Origin of the sequence: Paenibacillus riograndensis SBR5 (assembly GCF_000981585.1) — a bacterium.
Taxonomy (GTDB): domain Bacteria; phylum Bacillota; class Bacilli; order Paenibacillales; family Paenibacillaceae; genus Paenibacillus_AQ; species Paenibacillus_AQ riograndensis.
Genome location: NZ_LN831776.1, coordinates 4833345 through 4846418 on the forward strand (window position 1 = coordinate 4833345; position 13074 = coordinate 4846418).

10 protein-coding genes are annotated in these 13074 nt (G+C 47.8%); 5 read left to right on the top strand and 5 right to left on the bottom strand.

The genetic code is table 11. The features are described 5' to 3' along the window. Nucleotides 1-32: 32 nt before the first annotated feature. The 4 genes from PRIO_RS20515 to PRIO_RS20530 form a co-directional block, all read right to left on the bottom strand. Entirely contained in the window at nucleotides 33-1523 is a 1491-nt protein-coding gene (locus PRIO_RS20515) for an MFS transporter (protein ID WP_046504432.1), read from the bottom strand. Between the two features lie 169 nt (nucleotides 1524-1692). Then, nucleotides 1693-3282, bottom strand: coding sequence for a response regulator (locus PRIO_RS20520; protein WP_046504434.1), 1590 nt, complete (start codon nucleotides 3280-3282; stop codon nucleotides 1693-1695). A gap of 26 nt (nucleotides 3283-3308) precedes the next feature. Beyond that, nucleotides 3309-5096 (bottom strand): sensor histidine kinase, encoded by a 1788-nt coding sequence (locus tag PRIO_RS20525; protein WP_052741500.1) that lies wholly within the window; start codon nucleotides 5094-5096, stop codon nucleotides 3309-3311. Between the two features lie 13 nt (nucleotides 5097-5109). Next, nucleotides 5110-6450: an ABC transporter substrate-binding protein gene (locus PRIO_RS20530; protein ID WP_046504437.1), complete on the bottom strand. Its 1341-nt coding sequence runs from the start codon at nucleotides 6448-6450 to the stop codon at nucleotides 5110-5112. Between the two features lie 273 nt (nucleotides 6451-6723). Between PRIO_RS20530 and PRIO_RS20535 the strand changes: the two genes are divergently transcribed. The 3 genes from PRIO_RS20535 to PRIO_RS20545 are packed head-to-tail and all read left to right on the top strand — an operon-like array spanning nucleotide 6724 to nucleotide 10517. After that, nucleotides 6724-7527: a CPBP family intramembrane glutamic endopeptidase gene (locus PRIO_RS20535; RefSeq protein WP_020428532.1), complete on the top strand. Its 804-nt coding sequence runs from the start codon at nucleotides 6724-6726 to the stop codon at nucleotides 7525-7527. 31 nt (nucleotides 7528-7558) lie between these two features. After that, a complete protein-coding gene (locus tag PRIO_RS20540) occupies nucleotides 7559-9901 on the top strand; it encodes a sensor histidine kinase (protein WP_020428531.1) in 2343 nt (780 codons plus the stop codon). Next, nucleotides 9894-10517, top strand: a complete 624-nt coding sequence (locus PRIO_RS20545; RefSeq protein WP_020428530.1) for a response regulator transcription factor — start codon at nucleotides 9894-9896, stop codon at nucleotides 10515-10517. Before PRIO_RS20540 ends, PRIO_RS20545 begins: the two co-directional genes overlap by 8 nt. A gap of 211 nt (nucleotides 10518-10728) precedes the next feature. Here PRIO_RS20545 and PRIO_RS20550 read toward each other — a convergent pair whose 3' ends face one another. Then, complete coding sequence (locus tag PRIO_RS20550; protein WP_046504441.1) at nucleotides 10729-11217, bottom strand: hypothetical protein; 489 nt, start codon at nucleotides 11215-11217, stop codon at nucleotides 10729-10731. 346 nt (nucleotides 11218-11563) lie between these two features. On the opposite strand from PRIO_RS20550, the gene PRIO_RS20555 reads away from it, so the two are divergent. Both PRIO_RS20555 and PRIO_RS20560 read left to right on the top strand, forming a co-directional pair. Further along, on the top strand, nucleotides 11564-12283 hold the full coding sequence (locus PRIO_RS20555; RefSeq protein WP_052741501.1) for an ABC transporter ATP-binding protein: 720 nt from the start codon (nucleotides 11564-11566) through the stop codon (nucleotides 12281-12283). Beyond that, nucleotides 12280-13011 carry a hypothetical protein gene (locus tag PRIO_RS20560; RefSeq protein ID WP_144412121.1) on the top strand — a complete coding sequence of 244 codons (732 nt, stop codon included), beginning with the start codon at nucleotides 12280-12282 and terminating at the stop codon, nucleotides 13009-13011. Before PRIO_RS20555 ends, PRIO_RS20560 begins: the two co-directional genes overlap by 4 nt. Nucleotides 13012-13074: the final 63 nt, after the last annotated feature.

Genomic DNA, 13074 nt, shown 5'->3' on the forward strand with positions numbered 1-13074 from the left:
GACTTGCGTGCGGGTCAAAGCGAAGGATTCGCTTATTGATTCCATATCTTCTCGTATTTATAGCCTGTTAAGTCTTCAACAATCTTTTGGGTTTCTGGATCAACCTGTGATTTGGAACCGTTGAGCTTTAACCGGTCAACCTCTTTTACCAATACACCGTGGGTTTTCTTGTTCAGCTTGAAGGTCCATGCAAAGATCAGGGCCAGCACGAGCAATGCGCTTGCTCCGAACATCAGGGTATTGGCAATTACGCTAATGGCTTCCGGTGATTGATACTGCTGGCCTTTGACAAAGCCGCCCTCTTCAAGAACAATTCCGACGATAAAAGTTGCTAATGCCACTGTCGTTTTCCGCCCAAAGGTCATGACTGCAGCAAACAGGCCTTCACGTCTTTTTTGGGTTACCGCCTCGTCCACGTCCGGAATGAAGGGAAACACGTTCCATGGTGTAAACTCCAGTAAGCTTCTTCCCATTTGGTACACAACCGCAAGCACATACATAATGGCTATTTTGGAGGAAGGATCGTATAGATATATCATGTAAAAGCCTGCCAGACATAAAATCATAGACGAATAGGATACGGTGTATAACCGTGACGGTCCGAATTTGATGATGGCAAAGCCAGCCAAAAGGGTAATCGGCAAACCGATAATACTCAAAGACAGCAGATCGGCAGCTTGAGAGGAAGAAATACTTAAACAATACACACAGAAAAATACAAATACGGTGTTAAAAATATCTTTAGCGGTAAAAGAAAGCAGGTAAATCGCCAAATGCTTGCGGAAAGCTCTGATTTTGAAGGTGGATGCATAGTCTTTCAACATATTGCGTAGTGCGAGTATCCGGTCAGCAAAAGACTGCCTGGTTTGGCCCTTCTCCAATTCTTCCAGCATCGCAGGCGTTAGTTCTCTTTCCCAAGTTACTTTATAGGTGATAAAGATGCAAACCGCGAACAGGACGGCAAAGATAAGACCATTCAGAAAATAAGCATAGGAAGTGTCATCCCCAAAATATTTGATGAGACGACCCGGAACAAAGGTGGCCAGGAAGGTGCCCAGCGCAGAAATAAACATACGGCAGGTGGACAGCTTCGTTCTTTCTGTGAAATCCTTCGTCATTTCAGAAGGCAAGGTTTCCCACGGAATCAATACAAGCGCGGCAATAATTTCAAACATGAGGTAACAGACCAGATAGAACGCATAACTCATACCGTCAATCCACAGCAACGCGTAAACAATCATTAAAGGCGATCCGACCAGCAGGAAAAATCTCCGTCGGCCGAATTTCTTGCCTAGCTTCGTTTTATAAAAATGATCAGTGATGCTGCCCATAAACAAGCTGATGACTGCATCGACGATTCTCGCGATAGCCACAATAGAAGCCGCTTTCACCGGTGACATTCCCACGAAAGTCGTATAATAGAACATCAGCCATGCCCCAATTATGGTAAACGCACCCCCACCCATTAAATCGGTTAAGCCATACCCGATACTAACCGGAATTGTCACTTTCTTTTTTCCCATTTCCTTGCACTCCTTAAGGTCAACTCAATTTGTTGTGATCGTATTCAACTTCCCCGTCTTGATTATAGCGAAGGGGAATGTACACAATCCCATGCAAACTGTTCGGGATTTTATGATCTCGGGAGTGAAATGTGGTAAATGTGTGAATTGTTTCACGAATCTTTTTTTACTAGGGCAACTGCTTGAATTCCGACGGGGTTTTGCCGGTATGTCTCTTGAAAAGGACGCTGAAATGCCGCGGATTGGTGTATCCTACCCGGCTGGCTACTTCATAGGTTCTCATTTCCTCTCCGCGCAGCAGCTCCACGGCCTTTTTCATGCGTACGTCCTGGAGGAATTCGCTGAAGGTTGTACCGGTTTGTTTTTTGAAAATCATGCTGAAATAACTGGTGCTCAGATGCACCTGATCGGCGACATCCTGGAGCGACAGTCCTTCCTTCATGTAATTCTTCAAGATGTAATCCACAGCCTGATCCACCTGCCGTTTCTGCTGCGTACTCCGGCTGTCATTGACACCGGCGGCAGCGTCACGGATCAATGCTCTCAAGTTTTGAAATATGTCTTTGGCAGTACGGATTTTGGGCAGCTCCTGCAATAGCTCCTCCACCCGCTCCCGGTCATACGGCGGTTCGCTCCAGCTCTGAAAGGTGTTGACGATGACCAGCACGATCTCAATACCGAGCAGACGAAGGCGTTCCAAAGTAATGGGAGCGGATTGGATTTGCTTCTCCATATGCTCCAGCACCAGCAAAGCCTCTTGAACAAAGCCCAGCCTAATATTCATGCCCAGATCGGCCTCCCAGCCCCCGTTGACGGCGGGATGGCCGGACACATGCTGCTTCACCTTTGTATCCCGGAACGACAGGACCTGATTGGTACCCGCTATATGACGGAAATCTGTAGCTGCCTTGGCTTCATGGTAGGATTGGGCAATACCGGTCAGCTCACTGCAGACCGGACCTGTACCTACGGTAACTGTGGTCTTCAGATAGACTTCAGCGTTGTAACGGATATGCTCCGCCATCTGCATCACCTTTCTTTCCATAGCCTGCTGGTCTGCAGAACCGGTGCAAATGACTGCAATCTCATCCTCCCCAAGCTCAAATACAACTCCTTCGCCAAGAGAATCCAGCACCTCCAGGGATATGTTGTGTATGCAGTATTTCAGCAGCTCCTGCCCAAACCGGTTTCCGGCTCCTGTTTCGTAATAGTCGTCAGCTATAATCAGGAGAACAGCGTAACGTTCCGCCTTCAAGGGAAGCTCCAGAAACGCCAGCTCATGATCTATTTCCTCTTGCCGATACTTTCCCCGCAACAGATTCTCATAGAATCGCTGCCGCAGAAAGGGAACTCCTTCCAGCACCTTTTTAGCCAGAGCCCGTTCCTGTTCCCATTCTGCAGCCGCCCGCAGGGCAACCTCCAGCAGTTTGTCATTCTCCACCGGCTTCAGGACAAAATCGAAAACCTTCAGCTTCAGCGCTTTTTGGGCGAATTCAAACTCATCATAGCTGGTCATAAGAATGATTTTCACGTCAGGAAACTTACTCTTAATGGCCTCGGTCAACTGCAGACCGTCCATGAACGGCATCCGGATATCCGTAATGACGACATGCGGCCGCTCCCTCTCTACAGCATCCAGCCCTTCTTCTCCGTCGTGGGCAGAAGCAGAGACCTCGAAGCCATATTCCTCCCATGGAATATTACGGCTTAACCCCCGCAGAATAATATGATCGTCATCGATTAGCACTAGCTTCCACATGGCTGTTCCTCCATTGCTTGGGTTCTCTATTCCTTACCTCCGCTAAGCGGGAAGGTAACCGTAACCGTGGTGCCTTGTCCCTCGGTACTGTCGTAGGCAAGACCGAAGCTGCTTCCATAATGAAGCTGCAGCCGGCGGTGAACATTGCGGACCCCGAAGCCCACGGGCGGTTCCTCCTGCGGCTCTTCCCCCGCTGCCAAGGCAAGGTTCAGTCTGTCCAGTTGCCTCTGATCCATGCCAAATCCGTTATCTTCTATACGAATCCGGCAGAGTTCCCCCTCCATCCGGCCGCTGATATGGATGAATCCCGGCCGCCGGACCTTCTTGATTCCATGGTAAATGGCATTCTCCACCAACGGCTGTAAAGTTAATTTGACGATGGGAACCGATAGCATCTCAGGAGCAACATCCATCTCATAGCGGATCGAATCCCCGTAGCGCATTTGTTGAATCGTCAGATACTGACGGATGTGCTCCAGTTCAGTCTCCACCGGGATCAACTCATCGCCGCGGCTGATGCTGATCCGGAAATAATGGGAGAGTGCCGAGATCATCCGGGAAGCTTCCGCTGTCTCCCCCAACTCACACAACTGTTTAATAGAATATAGAGTATTGTATAGAAAATGAGGATGAATCTGCGCCTGAAGAGCGGCAAACTCGGAGATCCGTTTCTGCTCCTGCTCGTACTCCACCTGGGACAGCAGATGCTTGATCCTCTCCATCATATCCTTGATCCCTTTGCTCAGGATACCGATTTCATAATTATCCGACTCTATAATCTGAACATCCAGATGACCCTCTTCGATACTGTTGACCTGCCGGGTCAGCCGGGTCACGGGTCTGGCGATAAGCTTTGCCAGCACCCGGGCCAAAAGCGCTACTGCAATAACCACGGCAGCCGTCACCACCAGGTTTACATATTTGATATAATTGACCTTCTCATAAATTTCTGCCTGGGGGTAAACCACTGCCAGCCGCCAGTTGTTAATCGCGATGGTCTCGTAGAGTACGACGATCCGCATACCGGTCCGGCTCGTCATTTCCAGTTTGCCGGAGGCCTCTGTCTGCGCCATTAGCATGCTGCGCAGCGCTTCGTCATCCACCCGGGCATCTCCGGCGGATGCAGCTTTGGCGCTGACCGTGCCGTCTGGGCTTGCCAGTAGCATATACCCGCTTGCACTGATTTTTGGAGTGGAGAGCATCTCCAGGAAAAATTGCTCCTTCAATTGCAGCAAAAGCATCCCGTCCGGTTTCCCGTCACCGCCGGCGATCCATTTGTATAGACTGGCCGTGTTTCCTCCATCGTTCTCCAGCCGGTTAGAGGCGGGAATCAACCAGCGCATTTGAGCGGTGTTTCCTCCTGAATACCCGGGATATGGGCTCATATCATACGAAAAATCCGTATGGAGGGAATCCCGGCGGTACATCGATATAGCGCCGTTCCGGTAATATACCAGAATGGAGTCGATGATCGAATAGAGATTAGCATACACTTTGTCGATATTGCGGCCCACCGTCAAATAGTCCTGCGGAGTCATGGAGAAATCAGACCGGTTCGCGCGGTAAAAAAGGCTGCGCAGCTCAGTGCTGCCATCCAGCACTGCCATTTCTGCCAGCACTGCAGTCAGCCTGTCATTCATAAAATCCCGGGTCTGGGACAAGGTATCGTTCAAGCTTGTCTCCGCATTGATTTTGAGTTGCTGCGAGGCCAGTATATAGGAAACAGTCCCTGTAATCGGGACGAACACTAATATCATCGGGATAAATAGCCTCATGATCGTCGATTTTAGAGGCCGGTTGAAAATCCAGCGCATACCATCTTCCTCTCTAGCCCTGCTCCTGAGGCTGCTCTTCATTGGAATGAAGATGCTGCCTGCGGGAATTCTCCATCAACTGTGCCCAGAAATTCAGAAAATGCTCCACATCCATCGTTCCCGCCAGGACTTGCTGAAACTCCGGTTCGATCAGACGGATCAGACTGGGATAATCGGGCAGCTCATAAGGAGCGCGTACAAATGCTGTATCCGGGCTCCGAAAAGCTTCAATAGCCTCCCTCAGCACAGGATGGCTTAGGAAATATGGATCATTCCACGCTTTCAAATTGGTGGGAATCTGTCCCACCTGGCTGTTCCAATAGATCTGGCTTTCCTCGGACAGCAGGTAACGGATAAGCCGCCATGCTTCATCAGGATGCCGCGTCGTCCTCATGATGCCGTAGCCGTTGGCATTTCCAAATAAGGTTCTTGTGCCATTTATGGAGGGCGGAAGCAGCACACCGTCAAAGTGGCCTGTGCCCAGCGCCTTTTTGTGGTCTTGATAGGAGCCCAGATTATGCTGAATCATGGCAGCCCGGCCGGAATCAAAATTCGCCACCACTTCCTTATAGCCGCTGACAATATCGCTGGCAGGGGTGTAAGCCTTGTATAGGGCGAGATAGCGTTTGAGAAATTCTATATGTACCGGATCATTCACCGTACTGGAGCCGTCTGTCCGAAAAGAGCCGGTAATCCCCGAGTATGCGTACATGAGGGAGGTTAATTGGGCCACGCTGCCTTCACCGCCCCGCAGGCTATATCCAAAGCTCCCCTGACGGGTATTCGCCAACACTCTCACGCTCCGGAAGATATCCTCCCAGGTCTGCGGCCGGGGCAGCCCGGCCGCAGCGAACCAGTCGGAACGGTACCAGAATACGTCTAAATAATAGGTGGAAGGAATCTGATACAGCTTACCGTCCTGCGTAAGCGAACGGTTATAGTCAATAAAAGAAGGGTCAATCTGCCCCCGCTCCGGCCAGTCGGCAAAGTAAGCGTCCAGGGGCAGAAGCACACCTTTGGCTGCATAATCCGCTATCCACTCTCCGTTGATTCCCCCTGCATCGGGCAGGTCGCCAGAAGCTACAGCCAGATCATATTTAGCTTTATTGATACCGGCGGGCATGCCTTCGTATTTCACTTGAATATCGGGGTTCTTCTGTTCAAAACGGCGAAGCAGCTCCTGGAGAATTGGCGTACGGCTGGGACCGGCATTCTCATCCCAATAGGTCAGCACGACTTTCCCCCCGTGTTCCGCTGTATCCGCTGCATTATCCGACTTCGGGAAGCACCCTGAGAGCAACAAACCAAGTACAACGATTAAAAATATGCAAGCAGCACGTTGACTCTTTTTCATGAAAGACTCCTTCAATTCACAGCATTCTGCAATCTTCAACACAGTATAGTGCGCTTTCTTAACATTTTTTCTGATTATGAAACCCAATACGATTGCCGCCGCATCTAGTTCTATATCATAATATCATTTACAGTAAATTATTGTACATTTTGCGTGACCACGCAAAAATAAGGCGTGGCTCCCCTCGGATACGGCGCGGGATACGGATACCGGAATATCAGCCGTATGCTATTCTCCTTGTGACTACATTACCTGGCACAAGGAGCGTTCATTATGACAACCAATTGGACCCGTAGAGTTACCGCCTTTTTTGTAAATCGTGACCCTGAATATGAAAGTTTTCTCCGCCAGCATGAAGCAGCCAGCCGCCGAAGCATTCTGTTTTATTTATCCTGCGCCATCCTGCCCGGTTTCTTGGCATATTTGCTGATCTATCCGCTCCGCCCCCGGCTCATGGAACTCACAGGTCTATCCAGTCACTACATCCAGTTTCTTGTGCTGGCAGTGATGGCCAGCGGATGGCATATTTTTTTTCCATTATTCATGCTAAAATTTGTGGATAAGCTGACCTGGAAGCAGACGTTTACATATCTCGGATTCCGAAAAGGGGATGCCAAGGGGCTTTTCGTGATTCTTCCAATAATCACTATTATTTTCACCGTCCTCTCCCTGCCCTATATGAAATGGATGTTCCCGCCCTTGTCCGCCTTCTTGGATTCTATACCCGCGCTGCGGATGGGAGAATGGCATATCTATCATCAAGGCTACTATGATTTTCCCTGGCCGCTCCTGGTAATCGGGCTGATTGGGAATTTTATCGGAGAGGAAATATATTTCCGCGGATTTTTGCTGAAGAAGATCGGCCGCCTCCGCTTTGACTGGCTGCTCGTCAGTGTGCTATTCCAGTTTTATCACATGTGGCAAGCACCGATGAATTGGGCTTTTATTCCGCTCGCAGTAGTGATTCCTTGTGAGATTCTAGTGAAGCTGCGCAAGAACCTCTATGGAGCTATTTTATTTCATATCTACATCAACACCATCTGGGGTGCAGTTACGCTTTATCTGGTTGGCGTATAATTCTGAAAGATGAACGAAAGAGGAAATGCTCATGTACCCGATACGCACGAAACCCGCTTTACTCGCCGCAACGCTTGCTGCTTTTTTTCTGCTCATAGCCGTTTATGTTCACCTGGAGACGATTCAGCATCCCTATATCGGAGCAGTCCTGGGGCGCGGCGAAGCAGGCTGGCGGGTAATCCGCGTGGACCCTTCAGGCAAAGCAGCGCTGGGACAAGTGCAGCAGGGAGACCGTATGGTGTCCGTTGACGGCATTGCCGCTGAAGCCAAGTACGCAGGCCAGACCCAAACCTCCCTCACCAAGGTAAGCACGGCGACCCTCCTGCACAGGGATGGTTCGGTGTATGAATTGCAATTTACAGCGTCGAACACCGACGTTTGGAAAAGCCTGTTTTCCATGCTGCTTGAAGTATTGCTGCTCTCCATTTCCTGGCTGGCCTACCGGGCAAATCCCGGCTCCTCCACGGTGCGCAAGTTCTCTCTTATGAATTATGTCATGGCACTGGTTATCCTGGCCGTGTATTCAACAGAGAGGGCTGTGTCAAATTGGATCCTTGCCCTCTCTTCTCTCTGGCTGCCATATTTGCTTCTTTCCTTTTGCGTATCGTTTGTGCTGCGTGCTGTACCCCGGACCTGGGCAAGGGCGCTGACTGCATTCCGGATGCTTAGTGTGCTGCTCTCCTGCTGTGCCCTCTGGGCGGTAGCTCAGCCTCAGATTCCCGGTTGGTTCCGGGGAACACTCCATCTTGTCCTTCTGCTGGTGCTGCTGCTGCTCCTGGTGACAGTCGCATTATATTGGAGATCATTGGACAGGGTAGAAAAAAACCATGCGTTAGTTCTCGTTGCCGGACTGGTCACCAGCCTTCTGCCTTTTGTATTGCTGTATGCCCTTCCGAATATATGGGGTGACAGGTATGTTATTGCCCCTGAGTATACCCTCATCGGCCTTGTGCCGCTGTCTGTTATTCTCCTGTATATTTTGAACAAACGGAGCATGTTGGACATGCAGTTGTACCTGCCCCGCCTGTTCATTCATTCTGTCTACTTCGGAGGCGTATTTGTGCTGTTGGCTCTGGCGCATGTGGTCAGGGATCCCTTTGGAGTCTCCGGTTTGTTTATCTGTTTCGTTGCCGGAACCTGGTTGTACCGGAATCTTGTCCAAAGGTCGAAGCGGCACGCAGAGGGACGGAAAAAATGGCTGGAACACCAAACCTATAAACTCTCGATTCAAGCAGCAAGCAAACGGAATATTCAGGATATTCTTAGTATGATGGGTGAAATGCTGCACCACATTGTAGATGTGGAAGGGATTTTTATGATTTGGCAGGAGGCTCAAAATAAGCAGCCGATCTTTCATGGTACAGAAAAATACGGGGATATGGTGTACGTAAATCCTGCAACCGGCCAGGATAACCGCTTATTGGATCGTAGCTATTGGGCACGAAACTATGATTTTGAACATGTGGTTCCTCTTGCCGGAGGGGAGGAAAATGCCGGAGAAGGCTATCTGTGCGTGGGACCCAAACGGAATCAGTCCATGTTCTCCGCCGAGGAGAAGCAGTTGATTGAAGAGGTTGGCCATGAATCCGTCCGGCTGCTCCTGAATGCCGGGCTGTTGTCTGGAATATACAAGGAATTTCAACATACTAAGGAGGAAAATGCAGCGTATAAGCGTGATGTCAGCGGCATCCGCGCAGCGAATTACCTGCTGCTGGAAGCCCAGCAAGCTGAACGTATCCGCCTCTCGTACCGTCTGCACGATCATCTGCTTCAGAACCTGATCTTCTTGTCCCGGGACTTGGAGGAGCTGGCCGATCAGGGAACGGTGAACGCCAGGCGTATGGCTTCCTGGCTCAAGTGCCTGTACACTTCGCAGCAGGAAATCCGGCTGTTGTGCGATGAACTGTATCCCCACATCGTAGACAAAGCCGATTTGGAAGCCTCTCTGCATTGGCTGCTGCGGACTGTCAAAGAGCAGAGCGGGCTTAACGTATCGCTTGATTATCGCTGGGGCGGCGAAACCCCGCCTGATTCCATCTTAAAATCCAACCTGTTCCGGATCATACGCGAACTGGTTCTTAATGTACAAAAACATGCCGAAGCCAGTCAGCTCGATATCCGCTTCATACATATACCGGCAGAAGGCATATGCTGCACCGTCAGCGATAATGGCAAAGGCTTTGACGCCACCGCTTTTTCAGAACAGAGCAGCTTTATGAATGGCAGTCATCTCGGACTCATCTCCGTCAGCAGCCAGATCGGGCATTTGGGCGGCGAGCTGGACATCCAGTCCAGGCCCGGAAAAGGGGCCGTGATCACCATCCGGCTTCGGCCGCATCATTACAACTCCCAGGAGGTACATCAATATGGATGACAGTATCCGGGTTATATTAATCGATGATCATCCCTTGGTTATGGATTCTTTGCGAGCCCGCTTGGAACAGGAACAGGATATCCGTGTGATTGAAGCCTTTGCGGACCCGCGGCACCTGCTGGAGCAAATCGGTGTTTTGAAGCCGGATGTGCTGGTCCTTGATGTGTCTCTGCCCCACCTGGATGGCTTCAGTCTGGCCAAATTATTGAAAAAGGACTATGGCTCCTCTCTAAAAATCATTATGCTGTCGGGTTATACCTACGATGAATTTTACCGTAAGGCTTACGAGCTTGGGGTGAACGCTTATTTGTCCAAGCAAGCATCCTATGCGCAGATTATTAATGCAATAAGGCAGAGTATGTCCGGACATCTGCTGGTCCCGGAACGGATATTCAACACTTCTGCACAAGACAAACTTACGCCGGTGGAACGGGAAGTGCTGCTGCGGGTGGCCAGAGAAATGAACAACCGGGAGATTGCCCGGGACCTGGCGATCAGCCAGCGAACTGTTGAATATCACCTGACAGCCATTCTTCAGAAGCTGGGGGTGAAGTCGCGGGTCGGCGCTGTCGCCAAAGGTTATGAATTGGGGGTCTTGGGGCCTTCCCTGCTATGAATGATACCAACGGACAATGCAATGAGATCCATAGGCAAATTATTGGAGAGAAGGTTGCTGCGCCAGAGCCTATAGTCGAAATTTCGAAGAGCTGTGCAACTACGGGAATAAGCGGAACCGTTACGTATAAACTTGACATACAATAAGGCCGTACGAGCACAGATGATTCTCTTTCTCTCTCTTCCGGAAGTCATTGGAAATAATTTACAAATCACAAACACACTCCGAATATCTCTCTCATTATTTTCATTTTCACTTCCTCACTAGCCTGATCTAGCATCTGTTGTATCCGGGCAGCTTGTAACGATACATACAAAGGATCAATTTTACTGTTATTATCAAAAAAATCTTCAGGGTACCCTGACGCTTCCATATCCCTATTCTCTACCGGACCAAAATATTCAAATACATATTCAAAGCTCCCATCCTGTATTAAATCGTCAACTACCTGTTCAATTCTCTCGCGGCTAATATTATCAACTATAATGACTGGAGAGGATGCACACCAATAGGCCCCATTCAAACAAACCTTACTTTCCGAATAATCCTGCTTCATGGTTTCAATGCACTTTATGGTGTAAAAATTCGAAATCCATCGTGTGGAATCTGGAAAAGTGACCACTACATCCACTTGAGCGTTTTCAATATCTTCCGCCCATCCGTCTGCATCAATTCTGATATGTCTTCTCTTCTCAAACATATTATTTCCCCTTGTAAATTGTTATTAGAAGTAAAAACAGATCACTCTACTCCATTTATTTTTTCGATTATTCCCTTATATCGTTCTACATCATATCGAAATTCTAAGCCGTTCGAAGCCATTATGCTTTTGAGCTCTTCTAATTTTTGTATTAATTCTTCTGAAAAATTCGTCTTCAACAAATACTTCGTCCTCATCCAATTTATTTCCGTTTATATATAGGTTGACTTTCCACCCCGAAAACTTATGGTATTTAATGTCGCTTACGTAAAATATAACTCATTATATATTAATATTGCGATTATATTCTTTTTATCGGAATCAAAAAAATAGGAGCGGAGTGTAAATGGTATACGAACAAGGTACCTCAGACGCTGAAGGATACGCTATTGTCATATCAGGAGCAGGCAAAAGTCTGAATGACACAAAAATTATTAAGGGAGTTTCTTTACATGTACCCCATAACAGCATTTATGCCATTATTGGACCTAATGGTGCAGGAAAAACAACGCTTCTCCGGTTAATGATGGGTTTACTCCATTTGGATGAAGGAATGATCCATTTTACCGGTGACGAACAAGCAGTGTCAGTACTGCTTGAAAATGATTATTTGTTCGAAACCAAAACCGGATGGGAGAATCTACAGAATTTTGGTATCTATCTTTCTGTAAACTCCTCACTGGTCTCGGCAACCACCATGAAGTATGCCCATTTGCTACAATTAAGCACCGCTCTTGATAAGAAAGTTGCTACTTATTCCAAAGGCATGAAACGAAAACTCTCATTGCTTATTACTTTACTCAAAGATTCACCCATTATAATGTTGGATGAATTAACTTCCGGGGTTGACCCTGAATCCAGAAGAGTTATGCGGGACGTAATACAGCTTCTGAAGGAAGAAGGTAAGACAGTCATCATTACTTCGCATGATTTGGCAGAAGTCCAAAAAATCAGCGACTGGATTGCCATTCTGGCTAATGGAACAATCGCGGAGATCATTAATAATCAGAACTTTAAAGGAGATTTGGAAGAAAGATTTTTTGACGTACTGGAGGAAGTTAGGTGATGGGCATTAATCCAATTATTAAGCTCAATTCTAGAGATGTTCTAAGAAGCTCTTCTTATCTGGTTATGGTTGCAATGATGTTGATCATCCCACTCAACTCTGTTATTCAAATTTTAAAAACCAATACGGGTCCGCTGGGATACCTTGCTGTCTATGTCCTGCTCATTCTAAATATTTCTATTTATTTCTTCCTGAATATGTTAACTATTAGCATGATTGTCATCTCGGAAAAGACAACGGGACGCTGCGAATACTATCTCGCTAACAAATTGGAAGTTCATAAACTTGTGAAAATATATGGCTGGTCCTCCTATCTACTATGTATTGGACCTATCCTTATTTTTAATATTATGATTTTCATTTATGCTCTTTTTACTAATCAGAGGGTGCTGATAGATCTGTATCTGAGTTTATCATTTGTTTTTTTCGCGTTAGCATTTATCTTGTTTAGCTACTTCGTGACAAGTACGCTAACTTTGCTGTCCATGCTCTCCAAATCACCGGAAAAAATCCGCACTTACTTGTCTGTCAGCTCTGTATTATTCATTTTTGCTGCAACGCTTCCTGGAACGTTCTTAAAAAAGTTGGGATTCACTCCCGACCGCAACTCCCTTGTTTGGATCATCGGATCAACTTTGCTCGTTCTCGCTTTTGTTTGTGTGCTTATACGGTATGCGCTGAAAAAGAAATTAAAAAATGAAGTTGTTGTCCTATCTTTTAAACAATGACGTACGATGCCCATTGAAGAGAACAATGCAATCCTTCGGTTGACCGTATATAATATTTTTGTA